The sequence below is a fragment of the Nostoc sp. LEGE 06077 genome (genome assembly GCF_015207705.1).
Classification (GTDB): domain Bacteria; phylum Cyanobacteriota; class Cyanobacteriia; order Cyanobacteriales; family Nostocaceae; genus Nostoc_B.
Map to the genome: position 1 here is coordinate 155,847 of NZ_JADEWI010000001.1, position 24,057 is coordinate 179,903.

At 39.7% G+C, this 24,057-nt stretch carries 22 protein-coding genes; 9 read left to right on the plus strand and 13 right to left on the minus strand.

Features of this window, described 5'->3' with window-relative positions; all coding sequences use genetic code 11:
• The first annotated feature begins 242 nt into the window (after positions 1–242).
• Positions 243–602, plus strand: coding sequence for a hypothetical protein (locus IQ244_RS00685; RefSeq protein WP_193889140.1), 360 nt, complete (start codon positions 243–245; stop codon positions 600–602).
• A 232-nt stretch (positions 603–834) separates the two neighbouring features.
• On the opposite strand, the gene IQ244_RS00690 is transcribed toward IQ244_RS00685, so the two are convergent.
• From IQ244_RS00690 to IQ244_RS00700, 3 genes are all read right to left on the minus strand, one after another.
• Positions 835–2,190 (minus strand): (Fe-S)-binding protein, encoded by a 1,356-nt coding sequence (locus IQ244_RS00690; RefSeq protein ID WP_193889141.1) that lies wholly within the window; start codon positions 2,188–2,190, stop codon positions 835–837.
• A 138-nt stretch (positions 2,191–2,328) separates the two neighbouring features.
• Positions 2,329–3,609 carry an FAD-binding oxidoreductase gene (locus tag IQ244_RS00695; protein ID WP_193889142.1) on the minus strand — a complete coding sequence of 427 codons (1,281 nt, stop codon included), beginning with the start codon at positions 3,607–3,609 and terminating at the stop codon, positions 2,329–2,331.
• Between the two features lie 110 nt (positions 3,610–3,719).
• Complete coding sequence (locus IQ244_RS00700) at positions 3,720–5,063, minus strand: FAD-binding oxidoreductase (protein ID WP_193889143.1); 1,344 nt, start codon at positions 5,061–5,063, stop codon at positions 3,720–3,722.
• A gap of 202 nt (positions 5,064–5,265) precedes the next feature.
• Here IQ244_RS00700 and IQ244_RS00705 point away from each other — a divergent pair, with 202 nt between their 5' ends.
• Entirely contained in the window at positions 5,266–5,505 is a 240-nt protein-coding gene (locus IQ244_RS00705) for a hypothetical protein (RefSeq protein WP_193889144.1), read from the plus strand.
• Between the two features lie 57 nt (positions 5,506–5,562).
• Here the strand turns inward: IQ244_RS00705 and IQ244_RS00710 are convergent, their stop codons facing one another.
• The 4 genes from IQ244_RS00710 to IQ244_RS00725 all read right to left on the minus strand — a co-directional run bounded on the left by IQ244_RS00710 (position 5,563) and on the right by IQ244_RS00725 (position 8,890).
• Positions 5,563–6,378, minus strand: a complete 816-nt coding sequence (locus tag IQ244_RS00710) for an ABC transporter permease (RefSeq protein ID WP_193889145.1) — start codon at positions 6,376–6,378, stop codon at positions 5,563–5,565.
• 6 nt (positions 6,379–6,384) lie between these two features.
• Entirely contained in the window at positions 6,385–7,137 is a 753-nt protein-coding gene (locus tag IQ244_RS00715; protein WP_193889146.1) for an ABC transporter ATP-binding protein, read from the minus strand.
• A gap of 187 nt (positions 7,138–7,324) precedes the next feature.
• A complete protein-coding gene (locus IQ244_RS00720) occupies positions 7,325–8,389 on the minus strand; it encodes an ABC transporter substrate-binding protein (RefSeq protein WP_193889147.1) in 1,065 nt (354 codons plus the stop codon).
• 30 nt (positions 8,390–8,419) lie between these two features.
• The gene (locus IQ244_RS00725) at positions 8,420–8,890 is read right to left on the minus strand and encodes a tetratricopeptide repeat protein (protein ID WP_193889148.1); all 471 of its coding nucleotides are present in this window, start codon (positions 8,888–8,890) and stop codon (positions 8,420–8,422) included.
• Between the two features lie 453 nt (positions 8,891–9,343).
• On the opposite strand from IQ244_RS00725, the gene IQ244_RS00730 reads away from it, so the two are divergent.
• The 4 genes from IQ244_RS00730 to IQ244_RS00745 all read left to right on the plus strand — a co-directional run bounded on the left by IQ244_RS00730 (position 9,344) and on the right by IQ244_RS00745 (position 13,609).
• Positions 9,344–10,600 carry a GTP cyclohydrolase II gene (locus IQ244_RS00730; protein WP_193889149.1) on the plus strand — a complete coding sequence of 419 codons (1,257 nt, stop codon included), beginning with the start codon at positions 9,344–9,346 and terminating at the stop codon, positions 10,598–10,600.
• A 72-nt stretch (positions 10,601–10,672) separates the two neighbouring features.
• Positions 10,673–11,908 (plus strand): URC4/urg3 family protein, encoded by a 1,236-nt coding sequence (locus IQ244_RS00735; protein WP_193889150.1) that lies wholly within the window; start codon positions 10,673–10,675, stop codon positions 11,906–11,908.
• Between the two features lie 69 nt (positions 11,909–11,977).
• The gene (gene upp / locus IQ244_RS00740; RefSeq protein WP_193889151.1) at positions 11,978–12,613 is read left to right on the plus strand and encodes a uracil phosphoribosyltransferase; all 636 of its coding nucleotides are present in this window, start codon (positions 11,978–11,980) and stop codon (positions 12,611–12,613) included.
• 591 nt (positions 12,614–13,204) lie between these two features.
• Positions 13,205–13,609 (plus strand): DUF2294 domain-containing protein, encoded by a 405-nt coding sequence (locus IQ244_RS00745; protein WP_193889152.1) that lies wholly within the window; start codon positions 13,205–13,207, stop codon positions 13,607–13,609.
• Here IQ244_RS00745 and IQ244_RS00750 read toward each other — a convergent pair.
• The 6 genes from IQ244_RS00750 to IQ244_RS00775 all read right to left on the minus strand — a co-directional run bounded on the left by IQ244_RS00750 (position 13,578) and on the right by IQ244_RS00775 (position 20,147).
• Positions 13,578–13,973, minus strand: coding sequence for a response regulator (locus IQ244_RS00750; protein WP_193889153.1), 396 nt, complete (start codon positions 13,971–13,973; stop codon positions 13,578–13,580). The two genes, IQ244_RS00745 and IQ244_RS00750, sit on opposite strands and share 32 nt — an antisense overlap.
• Before the next feature lie 330 nt (positions 13,974–14,303).
• A complete protein-coding gene (locus IQ244_RS00755; RefSeq protein ID WP_193889154.1) occupies positions 14,304–15,242 on the minus strand; it encodes an ABC transporter permease in 939 nt (312 codons plus the stop codon).
• Between the two features lie 41 nt (positions 15,243–15,283).
• The gene (locus IQ244_RS00760) at positions 15,284–16,327 is read right to left on the minus strand and encodes an ABC transporter permease (protein WP_193889155.1); all 1,044 of its coding nucleotides are present in this window, start codon (positions 16,325–16,327) and stop codon (positions 15,284–15,286) included.
• A gap of 146 nt (positions 16,328–16,473) precedes the next feature.
• Positions 16,474–17,439 (minus strand): hypothetical protein, encoded by a 966-nt coding sequence (locus IQ244_RS00765; RefSeq protein WP_228058651.1) that lies wholly within the window; start codon positions 17,437–17,439, stop codon positions 16,474–16,476.
• Between the two features lie 152 nt (positions 17,440–17,591).
• Positions 17,592–19,055, minus strand: a complete 1,464-nt coding sequence (locus tag IQ244_RS00770; RefSeq protein WP_193889156.1) for an ABC transporter ATP-binding protein — start codon at positions 19,053–19,055, stop codon at positions 17,592–17,594.
• Between the two features lie 36 nt (positions 19,056–19,091).
• Complete coding sequence (locus tag IQ244_RS00775) at positions 19,092–20,147, minus strand: BMP family protein (RefSeq protein WP_193889157.1); 1,056 nt, start codon at positions 20,145–20,147, stop codon at positions 19,092–19,094.
• A 203-nt stretch (positions 20,148–20,350) separates the two neighbouring features.
• Between IQ244_RS00775 and IQ244_RS00780 the strand changes: the two genes are divergently transcribed.
• The 3 genes from IQ244_RS00780 to gntT all read left to right on the plus strand — a co-directional run bounded on the left by IQ244_RS00780 (position 20,351) and on the right by gntT (position 24,026).
• Positions 20,351–20,794 (plus strand): hypothetical protein, encoded by a 444-nt coding sequence (locus IQ244_RS00780; protein WP_193889158.1) that lies wholly within the window; start codon positions 20,351–20,353, stop codon positions 20,792–20,794.
• Between the two features lie 387 nt (positions 20,795–21,181).
• On the plus strand, positions 21,182–22,549 hold the full coding sequence (locus IQ244_RS00785) for an NAD(P)/FAD-dependent oxidoreductase (RefSeq protein ID WP_193889159.1): 1,368 nt from the start codon (positions 21,182–21,184) through the stop codon (positions 22,547–22,549).
• Positions 22,550–22,700: 151 nt separating this feature from the next.
• The gene (gene gntT / locus IQ244_RS00790) at positions 22,701–24,026 is read left to right on the plus strand and encodes a guanitoxin biosynthesis MATE family efflux transporter GntT (RefSeq protein WP_228058652.1); all 1,326 of its coding nucleotides are present in this window, start codon (positions 22,701–22,703) and stop codon (positions 24,024–24,026) included.
• The last annotated feature ends 31 nt before the right edge of the window (positions 24,027–24,057 follow it).

Here is a 24,057-nt window from a genome sequence, read left to right on the forward strand (position 1 = left end):
AGGAATTTAACCTTCAACAAAGGTTGTCTAACTTATGATTCCCAAAGAAGTAGATCGTTACAAGTAAAGCATTAGTTTTTTTTGATCCCAAAGGATTTACGCAAAAGTATGAAGAAACGTAGACGCGCCAGCGGCTTCCCGTACTCCTTCGGAGAACCCGAAGGGTAGGGTACCGCAAAGGACGCATAGACACGAAGTTGCTTCCCAAAGGGTAGGACACAAAGTTATAAGAGTTTAAGATTATGGCTGTCAGCACTAAAAATCGGCGGAAAATTGTAATTAATAATCGTAAATTTATCTGGTATATAAAAGATGATCCAGATTCGGCTGATTTTGTCTTACACGTAACTTCTGAAAATAAAGATTTTATTGTTAAATATCATTTACAGCAGCCTGCATCAACACGTTATTTAATTATCATTGGTAAAGAATTTCCTGGGCTACCAGATGCAGGTAATAAATGGATTCGTGTACTTTGTCCACAATGGGAAATAGATTCGATTATTACTCCATTGTCTGTGCGCCAGTTAATTGAATGGTGTCTTTTTAGTGAACGTGAATTAATCAGAGTTAACTGGCTAGGACAACAGGCAACAACTTAGACTGGTGTAAGTTGGGTGGAGGAACGGAACCCAACATTCTCAAGGCTTTGTTGGGTTACGCTATCGCTACACCCAACCTACTATTCTCTGAACTTTTGTAGTCAAATTGAAGGTAATTTAGATGACTATAAACTAGAAAATCTTATTCTTACTGAGGTACAGTGAAAATAATTAACCGCAGATTGCTATAGATAAATTCGTACCTCAGCATACTAGGAAATCTGAATAAGTCTTACAATCTCAACTGTAAACCCTGAATTGCATAATCCAATAACTCCATTGGGTGCATCACCGAAATATCTTTCCCCTGTAATTCTAAATGTTTGGTAATTTGTAAAGCACAACCAGGATTTGGAGAAGCAATTAAATTAGCACCAGTATTTAATAAATTCTGGACTTTTTGTTTACCTAATTCCTCTGCTACTTCTGGTTGCAGTAGATTATAAACACCAGCACTACCACAACATAAAGCCGCATCTAAAGGTTCTCTTAAAGTCACGCCGGGAATTTGGAGTAATAATTGACGCGGTTGCAGACTAATTTTTTGCCCATGTAATAAATGACAAGCATCTTGATAAACCAAAGTTAAAGGTTTATCTGTGATTGGTGATAGTTTGGCTGTTAAGCCAACAGTTGCTAAAAACTCTTGCGCGTCTTTAACTTTAGCTGCAAAATTCTCCGCTTTTTCTCGATACTCTGGATCATCAGCTAAAATGTGCGCGTATTCTTTTAATGTATGTCCACAACCAGCAGCATTAATAATAACAAAATCTACATTAGTATTAGCAAAACTATCAATCATCTGTCTGGCTAAGGCTTTGGCTTGTTCTGTTTGTCCTTGGTGTTCGGGAAGTGCAGCACAACAACCTTGAGATTTGGGAATCACAACTTCACAACCATTTGCTGTTAATACTCGTACTGTCGCCTCATTTACAGGTGAGAAAAACAGCCGTTGCACACATCCCAAAATCATCCCAACTCGATAGCGTTTCTGTCCCTTTGCCGGAATAATATCTGGTAAATTATCTTGAAATGATTTGACAGTAATTTGTGGCAGAATTGATTCCATTGCTGCCAATCGTGGCGAGATATTTTTGAGAATGCCAGTTGACTGCAATAACTTAGAAAATCCCAACTTTTGATAAACAAATAACGGCACAAGTAAAATGCGTAAAATATCTGGGTTGGGAAACAGAGAAAATATTAAGTGACGTATAATTTTATCTGGTAAACTGCGGGAATAATTACGTTCAACTTGGTGGCGAGTTGCGGAAATTAGTTTGTCGTATTGTACGCCGGAAGGACAAGTGGAAACACAAGCAAGACACCCTAAACAAGTATCAAAATGTTCAACTGTGGCTGTATTTAGGGCAATTTCCCCTTCATTAATTGCATCCATCAGATAGATACGCCCTCTGGGAGAATCCATCTCTTTACCAATTACTCGATAACTAGGACAAGTTGAAAGACAAAATCCACAATGTACACAAGTATCAATCAACTTGGGGTCAGGTGGATGATTATTATCAAAACCTTTTAAATTTTTAATACTAGCGGTATTGTTAACAGAATTTTCTGAAACTTGCATATTTTTCCTCTAAGTTGAAAGTGCTGTTAGCGGTAGCGGGGCGTTCAGCCCGTGCTGAGTGCTAAGTAAACATACTAGTCACTCTTTTATGCTGGTCTATGAAATAAGTTTCAATAGGAATTTATTGGTATTAGTGAGTTAAATTCCACCGACAAATCGACCCGGACTTAAAATATTTTGGTTATCAAACTGTGATTTAATCCCGCGCATCAAAGGTAAAGCATTCCCTGAATATCCCCAAACATCAATATTTTGTTTGACTGTGACAGGTGCAGTTAAAATTGATAAGAAACCTTGATGAGCTTGAGTGCGATCGCGGATTTTTAAAACCTGATTTTTCTCCTCTAATTCTAGCCAGCCTAAACCGCTACTGTTATGAATTAACCCAATTTTCACCTGCTGCAAAATCTCCACAGCGGCACTAGGTAATATTCCTATTTTGCAAGTAATTATAGACTCTGTGCTAGGAGATTTGATTTGATTTTGCAATCTCTGCCATAGATTAGTATCATCGGCATCGGCATATATTGCCCCATTTAAACCCAACTGTGTGCCGAGTTCCAAAAGTCGGTTTGATTGTTCTTTGACACTCTCACTAATACTTTGAAACCGGGCAATTAATCCCAGTCCTTGACCCAAACCTAAATTAGATACAAGTTGTTTGGATAGCAAATCAGCCTGAGTTGGAGTTAAAGCTGAACTTCGCAATGTAGAAGCCGCTTGAGATATAGCTTCGGCTGTACCAGTCAACACCACAGTACCCGACACTTCCTGCATCGGATAGACACGAAAAGTTACTTGACTGATAATTCCTAATGTACCGTAAGAACCAGTAAATAACTTCATCAAGTCGTAACCGGCAACATTTTTGACAACTCGTCCACCAGCTTTGGCAATTTGTCCATCAGCACGGATAAAAGTAATACCTAACAACTGGTCACGGACACTACCATAACGTTGTCGCAGAGAACCTGTATCACTAGTAGCCACAATACCACCGATAGTTGCCTCATCTGGTGCAGTAGGGTCAAGGGCGAGAAATTGGCGTGATTTTGCCAAAATACCTTGCATTTGAGAGAATTTTATCCCAGCTTCCACAGTTATAGTCAAATCACCAACCGCGTGTTCAATGAGTTGGTTCATCCGTTCTGTGCTGACTATAATATCAATGCCTTTGGCTAAACCACCCCAGTTCAGTTTACTCCCACTCCCACAAGGCAGAACACGCCACTTATTTTTATAGGCAGTAGCCATGACTTGAGATAATTGTGCTTGTGTGGGGGGATAGACAATACAAGGCGAATTGATAGAAGTTGTCGCCTGTTGAATAGGTTTTTGTTGACTGACTTCCAGATTTTCCCAAAGAACAATATTTTCTTCGCCAACAATAGATGCAATATCAGTCGCAATACCTTTCATTAGTTTAAGTGGCTCAGTGTTAAAAATTATCGTTATGGCAAGGTAGGGGGCAGATGACAGGAGGCAGGAGGCAGATGGCAGGAAAAGAATGTTTACTCAGCACTCAGCACTCAAAACTCAGCACTCAGCACTTTACTTTTACCAGGATTCATTAACCCATAAGGGTCAACCATTTCTTTAAATTTCAACTGTTCAGGGTCAATTACTTTTCTACCGCCATCTTCAATAATATAGGTGTGGGGATTGGCAATAAACACACCTTTTGCTTCGTGGTAGTGAATAATCTCATTCAGGCGTGCTTCGGTGGTGTAACGCACAAGTTGTAAAGCCGCAGGAATTACCCGACCGTTGACGCGAATAAATTCTAAGTGCATCATCACTTCATCACCGAAATAATGATATAGCTCTTCTACTAGTTCTAAACCTTTGTCGGCGGGAAAGATACTTTGCAAGTAAGTAATAGAAGTATCGACAGTCCGGGCGTGTAAGGTGGTGTGGTTCCAGGTAAATTCAGCCAGATTTAAGCCTTTACCTGCTTCTTGGGCTGGCTTTTGATAAGTAATTTGACCGCCGTATTGCTGTACCAAACCAGGTAGAAATTCTAAACTGGGTTCGGCAACCATTAATAACGCTGCATGAGTACCATCAGGAATATATTGCTGTAGGGGGCTAAAATATTGCGGGATGGGTGAGGCAAAAATAGAGATGATTTTTTTGATCATTCCATCAGCGTTACCTAATGACTGACCAAACTTAGCAGCTGTCATAAAGTCGTCAAAGGTGACAATAACTTCCGCCCAAGGATAAGCAGGTGCTAGAGGAATTTCCACTTCAGTGATGATACCGTTAATACCCCAAGCGTGGTTAACTTTCTGCACTTCGTCGCCGCGCAGTTCGATGATCCGGGGTTCATCTTCTAAAGTTACCACGCGCAAGGCCAAAAGATTGCCGCGATCGCCTAACAACCCATACTGTATCGACCCAATACCACCACTCCCACCAGCGATAAACCCGCCAATAGTTGCTGTGCGGTAGGTTGAGGGTGCCATTCGCATTTCCCAGCCACTTTCTCGCGCTTTTTTATCTAAAGCTGCTAATTTCGCCCCAGCTTGTACCCGTGCTATCCCTGGTTTGACCCAGAGAATTTCCTGCATTTTGGTCATATCTAAAATTACGCCACCGTGCATCGGTACGCACTGCCCATAATTCCCTGTTCCCGCACCGCGCACAGTTACAGGTATGCGTAATTCTGCACATATCGATGCTACTTTGATTACTTCTGCTTCGTTGCTAGGACGGACAACAATATCTCCGACTTTGCCTGCTAATTTGGGTACAAGGACAGGGCTAAAGGTATGGTAATCCTGGGATAATTTAGCTACTTGGTTGGGGTCGGTGATGGTTTCTATATCTGTAAAAGCAGCAGTGAGGGTTTCTAAATTGGTAGTTGCCATAGTTTTTTGTTTAACGCAGAGGGGCGCTAAGGTTAACGCGGAGGTACGCTGAGAATTTCTTTGCGTTACTCTGCGTTTTATTAGTTTTCATGCCACTTACTTAATATAAGGTCTAAACTAATTCTGAGCTAGGATCATTATTGCTAATAATGCTAAATCAGGAAATAATTGAACTTTTACAAACTTTAGAAGAGAGATAAAAATGAAAACCGAACACGAACGTGAACAATTAATCAAAGCAATCAACTCACTGTTAAATCAAGCTTATGACACTACCCTAGATGAGATTTACGCTCTACTGCAAAAAATCGAAGATGAAGAGGAAGAAAATGATTTAAAAGCATATTATGCTGCTAAGAGTGATGTTGAAAATAATAGTCTGATTGCTTGGGAGGACATTAAACAAGAAATCGTTAATGAAAAAAACAAGGACGTTGCTTGATTTACGAAGTTAGACATCGTAGTGAGGTATATAAAGATGAAAGTTAACAAATACGACCTAGTTTTCATTTTTAACGGCGCTTTCATGCCATTTACTTAATATAAAATCCGATAGGTAACTGAGGCTGACAAATATTAATACACCTAAGCCAGTGGTGAGAAATAAGGCGGCAAACATTCGCGGAATTTGCAGGTTATAGCTGGAAATGAGGATACGGTAGGCAATTCCTGATTTTGCACCACCTGTGCCGGCGACGAATTCAGCGACGACAGCGCCAATTAAGGCTAAACCACCGCTAATTTTCAACCCGCCTAAGAAATAAGGCATGGCACTGGGTAAGCGGAGATACCAGAGGGTTTGCCAGCGTGAGGCTTTGTAGAGTTGGAAGAGGTTGAGTAAGTTGCGGTCAACGCTATTGAGTCCGAGGGTGGTGTTAGAGACGATGGGGAAAAAGGCGACTATCCAGGCACAGACTACGAGGGCGGCGAAGGTGTTATTTTTGAACCAGAGGATGATTAAAGGTGCGATCGCTACTATCGGCGTTGTCTGTAAAATGACCATATAGGGAAATAAGCTTTTTTCTATCCACTTACTTTGGGTAAACAAAATTGCGATTAGTAACCCAGAAACTACAGCAGCAATAAAGGCAACTATCGTAATTTGTAACGTAATTAATAACGAAGGAAATAATTCATTCCAGTCGGTAATTAACGTTTGAAATACTAATAACGGCCCAGGCAAAATATAAGGCGGTAATTTAGTCAACCGTACCAAAATATCCCACAGCAGCAATACCAACACACCAACTACAACAGGTGCTAAAACTTCAGCAGAAATAAACTTACTTTGTGTATTCCTCTCAAAAATCTTCATCGGCGGTTAATTCATCGCTGCGGCTAAACAATGGGAAACTTGCCGACAATATTCGTTATACAGCACTGATGTGCGAAACTCTTCATCACGGGGATATGCTACATCAATGGTGATATCTGCCACAACCCGCCCAGGATTTGTCCCCATAACTAAGACGCGATTCGATAAATACACCGCCTCGTAAATATTATGAGTCACAAACACCACAGTCCAGTGATATTTCTGCCACAAATCTAATAAATCGCTGTTAAGTCTACTGCGGGTAATTTCATCTAAAGCCCCAAAGGGTTCATCCATTAATAGAATGTTAGGTTGAGTAACTAACGCCCTAGCAATGGAAACTCGCATTTTCATTCCCCCAGATAATTGCCTAGGATAACTATGGGCAAAATCTGTTAGTCCTACTAATGCTAATACCTGTTGTACTAAGGGTTGAGCATCTTGCTGAGAAATTCCCGCTAATTTCAGTGGTAGGCGGACATTTTCTTTTACGGTTGCCCAGGGCATGAGGGCGGCATCTTGAAAGACAAAGGCTAATTTTCGGGTTGCTGGCGGTATGCCCCATTCAATGTTACCGGAACTAACTTTACCTAATCCGGCTATTAGTCGCAATACGGTACTTTTACCGCATCCCGACGCGCCTACTAAGCTGACAAATTGCAATGCGGGAATTTCTAAGTTCAGGTCTTGTAAGGCAACAGTACCATTAGCGTAGACCTTGCTAATGTGACTTAGTGTAATCGCTGGATGGTTATTCATTCTTTTGAACGTAGACGCGAAGCGGCTTCCCGAAGGGTAGGGTACCGCAAAGGACGCGTGCGATAGCGGCTTCCCGCAGGGTAGGACGCGAAGTTATAAGAGTTTGAGAGAGTTCTTGCGTCAGTCCTAATCTAGATTTGTCTCGCAATCCTATCACCTGTAACCTGTAACCTGTAACCTATCCCTATCACCTGCTGTAATAGTCTATGCCTTTATTGACAAATTGCAAGGTAAAGGCATCTTGATAGGTAATATTGGGCTTATAAATCCCAGCATTGACCATACTATCGTAGAGTACTTTCCAGCGTTCCTCTGTCATTGCCCCAATACCTTGTTTTTCGGCAGTCCCAGAAGTAATAATCCCATACTCTTTGAGTTTTCCAATGCCGTAAGCTAGTTGGTCATCGGTCATTTCGGGATTTTCTTTTTTGATGAGTTGATTTCCTGGTTGGGGATTTTCGAGGTAGCTGTACCAACCTTGAATTGAGGCATCAACAAATCGCTGGACTAAAGCGGGATTTTTTTCTACTAGTGCTTTTGTGGTTTCAATAGTTGTGGCGTAGGTAGAGTAACCATAATCTGCTAGTAAAAAGACTGTGGGTTTAAAACCGCCTTGTTTTGCAATGGCGTAAGGTTCTGATGTGATGTAACCTTGCTGTGCTGAAGTCTCGTCTGCTAAGAAGGGGGCGGGATTAAAGTTGTAGGGGCGTTTTTGGTCGTCGGTAAAACCATACTTAACTTTGAGGAGTGGCCAATATGTGATGTTTGCTGCTGCTGAGACGTAAATTGGTTTGCCTTTGAGGTTGGCAAGAGTTTTGGTTGCTGTGTTGGGATGGGTAATGAGGCACTGCGGATCTTTTTGAAAGATGGCCGCAACGGTAATTTTGGGGATTTGTTGGGCAATGGCGTTAATAGCATCGATGCCATATCCCATAAAGAAATCAACTGCACCCCCTACTAACAACTGAGTGCCGCTAGGTACTTGTGGGCCGCCCATTTTAATGGTGACATCTAGACCATGCTTTTGATAAATACCTGTGGCGATCGCTTGATAAAATCCGCCGTGTTCTGCTTGTGCATACCAGTTTGTACCAAAGCTGACTTTATCTAACTGTGAACTAGAATCTGCTGGTTGGTTGCTGTTGTTACAAGCAGCAAGCAGGCTGCTTCCCACACAAACCGAACCATATTGAATAAACTGGCGGCGACTAAGGCGATGAATCACTGTTGTTGAGGGTGGTAACGGATTCATAGAACAAAAGAATGTAGTCAGACAAATGTTTTAGCTGAGTCTGAGTGTACATTCTAAGATCAATTTTTGATTTACTAAAGAGTAAGGCTGAATTGCTAAAGCGCGTCTAAAGGCTTTGATCGCATCAACATACTGACCGATGGCGGCATAACATAAGCCCATACCATGCAATGCACCAAAATGCACTGGGTTAATTTGGATGACCATCTGACAATCTGCCAAAGATTCTTTATATTTACCGACACTGTAGTACAGAAAAGCTCGACGATTCCAGGCTTCGGCAAAATCGGGTTGTTCTTGAATCAGTTGGGTTAACAGTGATTCAGATTCAGTAGTTTTACCAGCATCCAGTAATTTTTGACTTTGGTCGATTTTTTCCAGACCATGAATTCCCTTTTGCTGAAACCAGATCCGCCACAGTTTCTTAGTTGCTTTTTCCCGGACTGAAGCATTAGGGTTCTTCAAATCTTCAAGTAAGGAATTAATAGATAAAGAATCCATGAATTTGAGAGATTTAGAGATTAGTGTTTTTACCTTATTAATAACTTTCGCACAAAATTATCTTCTCAGTGACATTTAATCTCATCTTTAAACTTATTCCACACTAGTATGAATTATCAGAGAATTTTGTGTTAGTAATTGTATTAACCAATACTGACAAATACGAAACTATACATAACGGAGTTGTAAATAATTAGTCATTAAACAAGCACACATTAAAAACAAAAAACTTACTACAGATAGTTGACAACTACTTAGTGATTAATAATTCATAAAAAAATTACATCAACCCATGACTAATAGTTCCTCGATGGTAGAAGCCCTCCGGGTTATCTGTTGAATCAATCGAAAATCCTCAATTTTTTAACTCGGATCTATTAAAGTCTAAAATTCTCCAACCCCGTGTTTCTCTATGGGGTCAATCCAAAATCTAAAATCTAAAATTGTATGACTATGCCAAAGCCAAATAGTGTGTCCCGGCATATTGTTTTAACATCCCATCCGAGTAATTTTGGCCCGAAGCCAATACCAATTCGCTGGGGTGTAAGTGAAGCGATGGAACGCGGCCCGGTAATTGCAACGTTGACTAACCAAGGACATCGTAATGTGATTGGAACTCATTCGGGCGGTTATGCAATTTATCGCGCTTTAGCGGTGGCAAGTGGTGCTTTGCAAACAGACCACCGCGCTGATTTAACGAATACTTCACCCATTGAGCATATTGGCCCCCATCCTAGTTGGGCTGACCCTGATAAAATTGTCTCACTTGATCCCTTTGGCGCGATCGCACCAGAGGTTTTCTCGGCTTATTTGCAGCAGGGTTACGATATCCGCCCGACAATTGCCATCACCAAGGCACATATTAATATGCCAGAACTGCAGGAGGCTGTAGCGAAAGGGCGCTTGCAGGTAGATGGGCAAATTATGAAACCTGGTGGTGATTTGGTTGTCACGAAAGCCGCCATAGAACCAGTGTGGTATTTACCTGGAGTTGCTAAACGTTTTGGTATTACCGAAGGAGATTTGCGGCGGGCGTTGTTTGAACAAACTGGGGGGATGTTCCCCGAACTGGTGACGCGTTCTGATTTAGAAGTATTTTTACCCCCCATTGGCGGTTTAACTGTATATATTGTGGGAGATTTAGCCGCAATTACCGACCCTACTAAACCTGTGGCTGTGCGGGTACATGATGAGTGTAATGGTTCTGATGTCTTTGGTTCAGATATTTGTACCTGTCGCCCTTACTTAGTCCACGGCATTGAGGTATGTGTCCAAACTGCCCAAGAAGGTGGGGTGGGAATTATTGTCTACTGTCGTAAAGAAGGGCGGGCTTTGGGCGAGGTGACGAAGTTTTTAGTATACAACGCCCGGAAGCGTCAAGAAGGAGGCGATCGCGCTGATGCCTATTTTGCCCGGACAGAATGTGTAGCGGGTGTCCAAGATATGCGCTTTCAGGAATTAATGCCCGATGTCTTACATTGGCTGGGTATTACCCGCATTGACCGGATGGTGTCGATGAGTAATATGAAATTCAACGCCATTACTCAATCAGGTATTGAAATTGTGGAACGCATTGCGATACCGGAAGATTTGATTCCTCAAGATGCGCGGGTGGAAATTGAAGCGAAGAAGGCGGCGGGTTATTACACTACAGGTGATGTTTTGGATACAGACGGTTTGGCTGAGGTGAAAGGACGTTCTTTGGAGTAAACAAGGGGAGTAGGGATTAGGGATTTGTAAAAACTTATTCTACTCCTGATTATTTTGGGTGTGAGGTGAAGGGTGGAAATACCAACCACAGAGACGCAGAGTTCACAGAGAGTAATTGAGTATCTTCGGTCGCCCAGAGCGATAAGAGAAAGGTGTGGGCAAATTTTTACGCTGGTGAATGAGGGTAAGTCACGTCATTTTACTTGTGATTTGTCGCAGTTGGGGCGGGTGGCAGATTATGTAATTGAGGTGACGCGGGATGGGTATCCTGATTTAAATATTCCCTTTCATAGTCGTTGGCGGAATTTTGAAGCGCAGGGTGTACCGCGTTTGGCAAAGTTGGCTAATTTGTTAGCGGGACTAACGCCTTTACAACAAGCGATTGCTAAATTTGATTTGGCAATTGTGAGTGTGTTGTTAGATGCGGGGGCGGGGGAAAGTTGGCGTTATCATGAGTCGGAAACAGGCTTAAGTTTGGCACGTTCTGAAGGGTTGGCTATTGCCAGCTTTAAGATGTTTTGTGAAGGGGCGTTTTCGCTTTCAGGTTTACCGCAAGTTGATGGGTTGAAATTACTCAGGTTAACTGAGGTGGAATTAGCACAGGGGTTTCAGGTAAGTGCAGAAAATCCATTAGTGGGAATGAGTGGGCGATCGCAATTATTGCAGAGATTGGGTCGAGTGGTAATTGCTTTCCCCCATTTATTTGGCGAAGAAACCCCGCGCCCAGGAAATTTAGTTAATTATCTTGTTAGTAAGTCACAAAATGGGCAGTTAGCTGCGACAACAGTTTTAAGTGCAGTTTTAGCAGGACTGAGTGATATTTGGCCGGGAAGATTAACTATTGATGGGGTGAATCTTGGTGATGTCTGGCAACATTCTGCTATCACTGATAATGGGTTAATTCCCTTTCACAAACTTTCCCAATGGTTAACATACTCTTTATTAGAACCATTACAAGAACTTGGTTTAATCATTACTGAGTTAGATGCCCTAACTGGATTACCCGAATATCGCAATGGTGGGTTATGTCTTGATTTAGGATTAATTCGCCTCAAAGACCCAGAAATTTTGCATTCATCTCACTCTGTCGATTCCGAGTTAATCATTGAATGGCGGGCTTTAACTGTCATTTTGTTAGATGAAATTGCTGCAACAGTCCGCAAAAAGTTGGGTATGAGTGTTGCAGAACTGCCTTTAGTGAAAATTCTCCAAGGGGGAACCTGGACAGCCGGGCGTAAAATTGCCGCCCAACTGAGAAAAGGTGGTAAACCCCCTATCCAAATTGACAGTGATGGGACAGTATTTTAATTGTCATTGTTCATTTTATTCACAATTGACCAATGACTAATAACGAATGACGAATGACTAATCATAAAAATGCAAAATCAAGTAACAGTTATTGAACATCCATTAATTCAACATAAACTGACTTTGATGCGGAAAGCTGAAACTAGTACGACGAAATTTCGCCATCTCCTGAAAGAAATTAGTTTGTTGCTAGGTTATGAAGTAACACGCAATTTCCCTTTGAAATATGAAGAGATTAAAACACCCCTCGCCCCAATGAATGCGCCAGTGCTTGCGCCTGATAAAAAACTGGTGTTAGTTTCTATCATGCGGGCGGGACAGGGAATTCTAGATGGAATGTTAGAATTAATGCCATCAGCACGAGTTGGTCATATTGGTTTATACCGCGACCCGAAAACATTAATTTCTATTGAGTATTATTTCAAAGTTCCCCATGATGTTGAGCAGCGAGACATGATTATTGTTGATCCAATGTTAGCGACGGGCAACTCTGCTGTTGCAGCTGTGGAACGATTGAAATCTACTAACCCTTTATCAATGAAATTTGTTTGTTTACTAGCCGCCCCAGAAGGTCTAGAACATTTCTGTGCAGTTCATCCTGATGTGCCGATTTATACTGCTGCCATTGATGAGTATTTAGATGAGCATGGTTATATTATTCCCGGTTTGGGAGATGCAGGCGATCGCTTATTTGGCACAAAATAAGTAGATGTCATCAGCCAAATTTCTTTGGGAAGTAAAAAGCAAAAAACAAGATAATTTTTTACTTCCTGTTTGACCTTCCATTACTGATTTCTATCTTGAGGCAGAAAAGAAGGAATATTTTATTTACTATTCTTTGTCTAAGAGGTTATTTGAAAAGTATTAGTCGAATAGAATTCGCTGCTACACAAACAAAGTACGCTTACACCTACTAATGAGGTTGAGAAAAATTAAGTCAGTATACTTAATTTTATCAAAAATAGCGCAATATGTGAAGACACAATTAATGTGATAAAACTTTGTTTCTCTCTCTCACTGACGGTTGCTTCTAATCCTCAATATTCTGCTTGACGTGGGTTATTTTTAAGTGATAATAGCTAAGGTAATTATTTATCTATAAGTTTTTTGTTATTTAGTATGGGTAATTTTCTGAGCAAAATTCAACCCAAAAAATATAATTTAATCTGCTCTTGATTGTTTGCCGAGAATACTATATATAGTATGAATATACATTATATGAATCAATCAATAATAATGTTATTGAAACCATATTCAAACACTCAAACCACTAGAGCCTAAATACTGACGAAAATAATGTCATACCCAACTATTGGACAACTTGAAAGAGAAATTGCACAGCGTATCAGTGCTTTATATTATGAACAACTAGGGCAGCGTCCTAGCCAAGTGATATGTCATTTTTTTGATACAGAATTGGTGATTTCTCTAGAAAAATCTGCTACCCAAGTTGAGATGACACTGATATCTGGTGGATATGATAATTTAGCAGAACAAGTACGCTTATTTTTAGACAAAATTATTAAAAAGCAACTTCAAGACTTAATTGAAGAAATAATTGGTAAACCAATACTCGACCTGATGAGTAATACAAATTTAGTGACAGGTCGGACTGGGATAATTGTAGTATTACAACAAATCCCAGAAGTACGGAATCCTGAATCTATTCCTAAAGCAAACTTGAAGAATTTAACTGAGTAAGATGGCGGGACAACAGCAGGTCTAATTTACTCAAATTATAGGGTTTGGTGAGATAGCCATCAGTACCTGTTAAAAAGAGGCGTTCGGAGTTTTGTTCTAGATACCAAGGAATAACTGCAAAGATGGGAATTTTGGCAGTTTTTTTCTCTCGTTTGAGGTAATCAATCACTTGACCGCCGCTAATATCAGAAATCATCATATCTAAGATGATTAAATCGGGTTGATGTGTTTGTGCTAATATTAAAGCCTTGATTCCTTGTTTGGCGCAAATGCAAGAAAAGTGTAAGGATTTGAGGTGATAATTTAGCAGTTCTAAATTGTGTAAGTTTTCTTCTACAACTAAAATTAGTGGCTGTCCATTCATAAACAACAAGTCACCTTTAAATTAAAGACTACCTACCCGACTTCTACATTTTCTATCTAAAAACTACCTCGCTTTTAGCGGGGTAGCATTAGCATTCTCTGGTAAATATTTGAACAGTTTACGAGGTTATCTTCACGCGCCTATTATGCGGCTCGGAATGAACTAGCTCGTACATGACTCACTAGGTGGATTGTCTATGCTGAAGTTAAGGGTAGACAATGACAAGCTAGTGGCAATATCAAGCAAACATCATGATTAAAAGTGTACATTCCCTCAAGGGTTATATGCAACTATAGCAAGTATCAAATTTTCTAACGAATGTTATAGAACTTATTCTAGCCCACGATTTTCGGAATGATATTTCACGCCCAAAGCCTTTGGGGGTAAAGCTTTACCAGCTAATCCAAGTAATGCAAATAAAGCGATCGCATAAGGTAACATAACTAGAAACTGGTAAGGAATGCTAACGCCTAAAGCCTGAATACGTAACTGTAAAGCTTCTGTTGCCCCAAACAGTAAACAAGCTAAAGTACTACCTATAGGATGCCATCTACCAAAAATTAAAGCAGCGATCGCAATAAATCCTCTACCTGCACTCATCCCTTCACTGAAAAACCGAATTTGCACCAAGACTAGATACCCGCCACCTAAACTCGCCAAACAGCCACTCAGCACCACCGCGTAGTAGCGCACCATCACTACGGATATCCCAGCCGCCACCGCCGCCTGGGGATGTTCCCCCACCGCCCGTAAAGTTAAGCCAAAGCTGGTATGAAATAAAACATATACACTAGCGGCAATTAAAATTAGCAGTAAATAGACAAGAATATCTTGCTGAAATAACAGCACTCCCAACACCGGGATATTTGCCAAACCTGGAATGCTCAAAGGCTCAATTCCTGGTAATCTTTGGGTGTTAGCACCGTTAAACACCAACCGCGCGAAAAACGCAGTTAACCCAGCAGCTACCAAATTAATTGCTAACCCCGATACCAACTGGTCAACGCGTAAAGTTACGCATAAAAAAGCATGGAGTAAACCCACCAAACCCCCAGCTATCACCGCCGCAAGCATACCAACCCAGACATTTCCGCTGTAAAAGGTAGCTACTGCACTAGTAAAAGCACCAGTCAGCAACATTCCTTCTAGGGCAATATTCAACACTCCCGACCGTTCAGAATATAATCCGCCCAAGGATGCAAAAGCTAGGGGGACAGAGAGGTGTAAACTAGCGACGAGATAATCAGAGAAGAAGTTGAGGTTATTCATCGGATTTTTATAACGCAGAGTATTGCAGAGATTTCTTGGCGTTAAGCCTCAGCTTTCCTTTGGGTTTCTATGGCGAGACTAATAGCAACAAATAACACAGTCAAGCCTTGAATAGCATAAACTACAGTAACTGGAACCCCGGCGCTACGTTGCATCACATTTGCACCACTACGCAAGGCGGCGAAAAATAATGAAGTGAGGACTACACCGCCAATATTACCGCGACTTAAGAAAGCGATCGCAATGGCATCAAAGCCATAACCAGGAGAAACTTGTTCAAATAAGCGATATTTCAACCCCATTACTTCACTAGCACCCGCTAACCCAGCTAAACCACCAGCTAACGCCATAACTAACATAATAGTGCGTTCTACCGACATACCAGCATAACGGGCGGCAATGGGGTTTAATCCCACGGCGGTGATTTGGTATCCTAGAGGCGATCGCTCTAACAAAACCCATAATATCATCGCTGCAATTATCGCCAAGATAATTCCCGCATGAGCCAGACTCCCCGTTAAAATAATCGGTAACTGGGCAGACTTGGCAATTAATGGTGAATAAGGACTAGGTGCGGCTGGAGCTTTTAAAGGATTCTGTACCAAATAGCTAACCAAATTCACTGCAATGTAATTCAGCAGCAAGGTTGTAATAACTTCGTTCACTCCCCGCACAGCTTTCAAATAACCCGGTATCCATCCCCAAACTGCACCAAAGAGAAATCCGGCGAACAAAGCTAAGGGAATATGAATAATTGCCGGTAATCTTTGCACATATAGCCCAATTAAAGCACTACCCAACGCACCAAGATAAATTTGTCCTTCGCCACCGATATTAAATTGACCAGCCTTTAATGCAACTAAGACACCTAAACTCGTGAATAATAGCGGTGTCATTTTGGTGAGGGTGTTACCAAAACCAAAGTAATTGGCAAGTGACTCTTGAAATAAAGCTGTGTATGCAGTGATAGGGTTTGCGCCTGCAAAGATGATGAGGATAGCACCAACCATCAGGGCAGAGGTAATTGCAATTAGCGGTGATAGGATAGGCAATAATGCTGGGTGAATTCGATTAATTGGTGTCATTTATAGGAATTTCACGCAGAGACGCAGAGGCACAAAGTAAGAGATGAAATTGGAATATATCAATTTCATCTCTTACTTTGTGCAACACCGATATCTTAAGCTGATTTCAAAGTTATTGTATTTAATCCGGCAATAAATGTGTCTACTTAATCTAAATTATTGAAGAATCCTTCATGTCCAGACCAATCAAGTGTAGCACCAGGGTAATTTTCCCAAGCATATTGTGATGCAGGCAATAAATTTGTTATATCCTCTAGATTTATACCCAAAAAATCTGAAAATCTTGTCGTATATATACGGAATTTAAGACCTTTTTCTGCACTACTTTCTACAGGAATTAAAGTAAATATAGTTTTGTTACCTTTTTTCAAGCTCAATGAACTTCTTGTTGTTGACACAACAGTAAAGTATTTATTAACTAAATTATTGTAAATTGTAGAATATATTGTTTCTAAGCCATGACTTTTAGCAATTTCTTCAAGTTCTTCATAAGATAAATTTGGTTGTCTTTTAGAATTATTTTGACGCTGTGTATTTCCTTCTACCTGTTTTGGCTCAATTAAAAATACTCTTGCTAGTAATTCTTTCCCATATTCACTAAGGAAATACTGAAATGTTACAGCATTAATACTGATACTATAAGTTTCTGATAAATAATTAATAATTCTTTCAGAGCTACTATCTATTTCAGAAGCAACAATTAATATATGATGATTTGTATTTATAACTTCTGGCAATTCTATCTTGAATGTTTTTTGAAAAGCTTTATCTAGCTCTAGATTATATTTGTTTATCAAGTAACTATTAGCAATGTTAGTAATATGGTCATTGGATAAATATTTTACCCAAGAAGCATAATCTAAGGCTTGAGCAGTAACTTCTCTGGGAGTTTTGCCGCGTTTTAATTCTATAATAAAAATATCACCTTTTTGATCTAGGCATAAAAAGTCGATAAATCCAGCATAATCTGTTTGAACCTCTTTCCCTATTACTAATAAGTTAGGTGAAATATGAAATAATAGAAATATCTTGCTCCAACCAATCTTGTATACGCTGTTCAAAGTCAAGCTTAGATTTTTTAATCTCGCTGAGAATGCCTGAAGAAGAAACATCCCAAATTCTAATATTTTGTGACATAGTAATTAGCCCTGGAATAAATCAAGCCAAGTTAACATAACTTGTCAAACTATGTCTACTTATTTAATTTCTCCTGACTCTTTCATACCTTTTACGTATCACCTTTTCTGGAATTGAATGTCCGCTTTTATTTTATAGTTTTCCTCCCAGCCATCAATAAACCGATTTCTTCCACTGTCGCCGTCTGTGCGTCTAAAATAGCGGCGAACTCTCCTCTGTAGATTACGGCAATGCGATCGCTCATCGCCATGATTTCGTCTAACTCAGTAGAAATATACAATATTGCCGCACCGCGATCGCGTTCTGCTAACAACTGTGAATGTACCGCCGCCGTAGCCCCTACATCTAACCCCCGTGTGGGTTGCATAGCGACAATTAAATTAGGTTCACCTGCAAGTTCTCGCGCCAACACTACTTTTTGTTGATTTCCTCCCGATAGTTGACTAACTTTGATATCTTCTCCTGTCGCGCGGATATCGAATGTTTGCATTGCAGCTTGGGCGTGATTTTTGATTACTGCTGGTTGTAATAAATAATTCCTACAAAAAGGTAATTTTTTAAAAGCTTTTAAAATTAAGTTTTGGGCAATACTAAATTGCAATATCAAACCTATCTTTTGCCTATCTTCAGGTATATAAGCAATCGTTGAAGATTTTTTTACCTCAATTTTACCTTGTCTAATCTTGCGTAAGCCTGTAACTGCATCGGCTAATTCTCGCTGTCCATTTCCATCGACACCAGCAATTCCTAATATTTCCCCTGAGTGTAGTTGAAAGGAAACATCACGCACAGCAGTAATACCTCTATCATCTGCAACTTGTAAATTCTGCACCAATAAGATGACTTTTCCTAGTGAAGCTGGTGATTTATTAATGTGTAAATCAACTTTATGTCCTACCATTAATTCTGCTAACTTCTGAGGTGTTGCTGCTTTAGTAGTAGTTGTTGCTATTACTTTTCCCCGGCGTAATATTGTGACTGTATCACACAGGTTAATTACTTCTTCTAACTTGTGACTGATAAAAATAATTGTGTTGCCTGCCGCGGCTAATTGCCGTAAGATAATAATTAATGAATCAACTTCTAGTGGTGTTAAGACTGCGGTTGGTTCATCGAGAATTAAAAGTTTAGCTTGACGGTAAAGAACTTTGAGAATTTCGACACGCTGTTGTATTCCCACTGGTAAATCTTCTACCTTGGCGGTGGGGTCAATTTCTAAACCGTAAGCTTGAGATAAAGCCGCAATTTCTTGTTGTTTTGTCCGCAAATTTAAGCGCCAGCTATTTTCCCAACCTAAGATAATATTTTCGGTAACAGTTAATTGAGGTATTAGCATAAAATGTTGATGAATCATGCCAATACCTAGTTTTGTTGCAGTATTAGGTGAGGTAATTTTAACTGGTTTATCTTGGATGTAAATTTGTCCAGCATCTGGTTGATATAAACCACTAATCATCTTCATTAAAGTGGTTTTACCTGCACCATTTTCACCTAAAATCGCATGAATTTTACCTGTATCAACATTAAAGCTAATGTGATCATTGGCAACAAATGAGCCAAAGCTTTTAGTGAGGTTTTCTAAGTACAGCATTTAATTCATAGTTTTTTTGAACATAGGTTTATCTAATTATGCTGATGATTTCTTAAGACAACGTGTATCTTTACCAGCTTCTTGACAATTTTCAAATGTCAGTTTTTTATCGATAATTTCTTGTTTTACTTTTAGGGCGTTATTTTTTACTTTTTCTGGTACGACTGCGGCAAAGTTTCCTAAAGTTAATATATCCGGTCGTTCTAAACCGATTGCATATACTTGACCTTTTAATTGTTTTTGTTTACTTAGTTCTGCTAAATAAGCTATGGCTAAATCTAATCTTTTCACAGCGCTAGTTAATACTGCTTTTGGTGCAACATCTAATTGGTCTTTTGTATTCCCAAAGGCGTAAACACCTTTATCGCTGGCTGTTTGCAAAACTGCGGGTGAGGCGCTATCTAACCATTGATAAATCACATCTGCACCAGCAGAAATTAAGGCGAGTGTTGCTTCTTTTGCTTTGGCGACATCATTCCAATCTCCTGTAAATGTGGAAACAATTTGAATATTTGGTTTAACTGATTTTGCACCTAATTCAAAGCCGTGTAATTCTTCTTGAGTTGCTTGAAATTCTTGTCCAGCAATGTAAGCTAATTTGTTAGATTTGGTCATATCAGCAGCAATAATGCCGCACAAATAGCTACCTTGTAAGTGATCTATGCGTAAAGAAGCAATGTTTTCGCCTTTCACATTCCCATTCACACCAACAAAAAATGTATTGGGAAATTGTGTCGCAACTTGTTCTACTGCTGCATCAAATTGTCCACCGTGGGCGAAGACTAAATTGTAACCTTTACGCGCAAAGTCTGTTAATACTTCTGTTTGATCAGCTTGGGCGACTTGTTCTATATATGTGATTTCTGCACCGAGTTTTTGTTTAGCGAGGTTTACGCCTTCGTACCCAGACTGATTCCAGGCTTTATCGCTGATGACTCCAGGGAGGGCGATCGCTATTTTAAACCCTTCAGCGCCACTACTCGCTGTGGGTGTCTGGGTTTGGTTACTGCTACAAGCTTTGAGGAATAAGCTGGTAGCAAAGGTAGCTGAACCAAATACCACAAATTGACGGCGACTAAAATTTAGTCTCATACACTAGCCTGTTGATTAATTCATATTCAATACTAAATTACTCGTAATTGTTCACTTAGAGTTAAAAAATAACCATCTTGGATTGTATGTCGGTGTTTAATTTCAAAGCTATACCTGTTTGCACATTGTGAGTCTCATCACAGTAACACCCTAATTACTGAAATAAAATTAATTATTTTATATCAATAAATACACATTAATATATGGATTTACTACAACTAATTTTAGTCCTAGGTCAAGTTGTGGGAATTGTAGACGCACAGACAATTCAGCCTAAAGACAACTCAAGACAGGAATTAAATAGAGTTGTGCATCAATCTCAAATATCTACCTTCCGGGGAAAATTAATTTATGAGGAAATTCCGCCTGTGATGTCGCTTCGTGCTTATCAAGGCGAGGAATTCTTTCTAATTACCGATACATCAAACCAAAATAGATTAATTTTGCGTCCATCTCTTCAAGTTTCTCATACCAATTTGCAATCATTTCATAATCAACAAGTTGAAATTACAGCCAAGTATGTGCAAGGGACTCGTCCAAATCTTGCTGAAACTGCTTGTCCTTTAGATGTTGAGGGTCAATGTCTGCGTCAAGGTGAGGGTTATCAAGTTTTATCTATAGTGCGATTCAAACCTCATACTAAATAAGCACTTCGCTATAAATCTTTGCGTGAGGTATAAAATTATTCAACTATTTATTTATTAATAATTTTGAGAGTATTCACTCATTTTATTTCCAACTATTTAGTTAGTTGCTAATTATCAATAAAGAAAATTTTATAGCACTTATAATTATCACAAATTGATTAATTATACCTAACGCCTCATTCTCTTTAATACTGATAAGACAAGGTTTTCAAGATTAGCAATCAAAATGAGATTTGAGTAAATAGTACTAGAAAACTTAAAATTCGTAACTTGAATTAATTTAATTATTTTGCCAATTGTTCAACATAGACTGTAACAAATATCATGAATTTGTTACATATTAGTTAAGAATAGTTACAAACCTCTTAACACAAGGAAATATTAATTATGCAAGCTTCACTTGAGAATCATCAACCACATGAAGTCGTAATTGTTGGTGGTGGCTTTGGTGGACTGTATGCAGCAAAGGCACTTGCTAAAGCGAATGTCAATGTTACCCTCATCGATAAACGAAACTTTCATTTATTTCAGCCACTCTTATATCAAGTTGCAACGGGGGCGCTATCACCTGCTGATATTTCCGCACCATTGCGCTCAATCCTCAGCAAAAGCAAAAATACCAAAGTGGTGCTAGGAGAAGTAAATGAGATTAATCCAGAAGCACAACAAGTTATTTTGGCTGATAGAATAATCCCTTATGATACATTAATTGTCGCCACAGGTGCAAAGCATTCTTACTTTGGTAAAGATAACTGGAGAGAAGTTGCGCCTGGCTTAAAAACCGTTGAAGATGCGATCGAAATGCGTCGCCGGATCTTTAAGGCATTTGAAGCAGCAGAACATGAAACTGATCCGCAAAAACGCCGTGCTTTATTGACTTTCGTGATTGTGGGTGCTGGCCCTACCGGGGTAGAATTAGCAGGCGCGATCGCCGAATTAGCATACAAAACCCTGCAAGAAGACTTCCGCAACATCGACACCGCCGAAACCAGAATTTTACTATTGCAAGGGGGCGATCGCATCCTCCCACACATTTCGCCAGGATTATCCCAAGAAGCAGAAAAATCCTTAACACAACTGGGTGTAATTGTCCAGACAAAAACCCGTGTGACCAATATTGAAAACGATATCATTACCCTCAAACAAGGTGATGAATTCAAAGAAATAGCCGCCAAAACTGTATTATGGGCAGCAGGCGTACAAGGTTCAGCAATGGGCAAAGTCTTAGCTCAAAAAACTGGGGTAGAATGCGATCGCAGCGGACGAGTGATTGTCGAACCAGACTTAAGCATTAAAGGACACAAAAACATTTTCGTTGTCGGAGACTTAGCCAACTTCTCCCACCAAAATGGTCAACCCCTCCCTGGTGTCGCACCCGTCGCTAAACAAGAAGGCGAATACGTTGCAGCATTAATTCAAAAACGCCTGCAAGGTAAAACTCTGCGACCATTTAAATACACTGATTTTGGCAACCTAGCCATGATTGGCAAAAATTCAGCCGTTGTAGACATAGGTTTGATCAAATTAAAAGGCTTCTCTGCATGGGTATTCTGGCTATTGATTCACATCTACTTCTTAATTGAGTTTGACAGCAAAGTATTAGTCATGATTCAGTGGGGATGGAACTACCTCACCCGTAAACGTAGCGCCAGATTGATTACCGAAAAAGAATCTCTAGGATTCGCTACATTTGAAGATAGTCATAGCAGAAATTCTTACACACCAGCTAACAATAGACAGGCGCTCAACGCCTAATCTGTTTATCTCTGCGTAAATCCTCAAATTAATTACTGCGATCGCTTTCTTTTTAAATAGACTTAAATCTTCAAACAGATATTTATAGTTTATCGGTAAAAAATTACAATATATATATTACTATTCCAGAAATTTACTCATATTATTTATTTTGGCTCAAGATTCAGCATTCATCCGCCATTTTGTCAAACTTGCATCTGTAAATGTGCTGTCAAACTTAATGGTTCCCTTAGCTGGACTATTAGATGTCATATTTTTAGGACATTTAACCGAAATTCGGCATTTAGCAGGTGTAGCACTAGCAACAATTTTATTCAACTATATTTATTGGACATTTGGTTTTTTACGTATGGGTACAACCGGAATGGTTGCACAGGCGATAGGACGTAAAGATCATCAATCAGTGCTGTTAATTGGGTTACAGCATGGAATTTTAGCCTTGATATTAGGTCTTACCATTATTATTTTGCAACACCCTTTACAAATAATCGGTTTTGCAATTTTAAGTGCAACACCAGAAGTTAAGAAATCTGGTGTCGAATTCTATAATGCTTTAGTTTGGGGTGCGCCAGCAACACTAATTAACTTTGTCTTAATTGGCTGGTTTTTGGGTCAGGCAAAAAGTAGTAAGGTGTTGTTACTTTCATTTGTTAGTAACTGTGCAAATGTCTTACTGGATTATCTATTTATTGTGCAATGGGGATGGGAAAGTAGAGGCGCAGGTTTAGCAACAGCCATCAGCCAATATCTCATGCTCATAGTAGGTATTGCGCTATGTTATCCAGAAGTTTCCTTAAGACAGATACGCGCTTTAAAGCAAAAACTATTTGACCTGTCCGCCTTAAAATCAGCCTTAATTCTCAATGGAGAAATTATTCTGCGGACTTTTGCCTTGATATCAACAATGGCAATGTTTACCAATTTAAGTTCTATATTTGGGACGGAAATTTTAGCAGCCAACACTATACTTATGCAAATTGTTGGCTTGTCAGCATATTTTATTGATGGTTTAGCATTCGCTACTGAAAGTTTAGCAGGAATTTATCAAGGTAGTGGCAATACTAGTTCTTTAAAACAACTTTTAAAAATTTCTCTCATCAGCAGTTTGATTATAGGCTTAACCTTTGCTGGTGGATTTATTTTAGCTCCAGAATCACTGCTAAGATTATTGACAAATCATACTGAAATTATCAATAACTTGCGTGCTTATGTTCCTTGGTTATTACCAGTTTTAGGATTTGGTTCCATTGCTTATGCACTAGACGGTTATTTTTTAGGATTAACCCAAGGACATATACTCCGCCAAGCAATGCTTCAAGCCACAGCGATCGGGTTTATTCCATTGGCTATTACAGCTTGGTATTTCCATAATAGTCACCTACTATGGCTCTCTATGTCTTTATTTATGGCCGCCAGAGCAATAACTTTAATACTACACTTACCAACAACATTAACTAAATATTCTAGTAACCTCTGAATCAAGCAATAAAAGTTGGGTTGCGATTGCT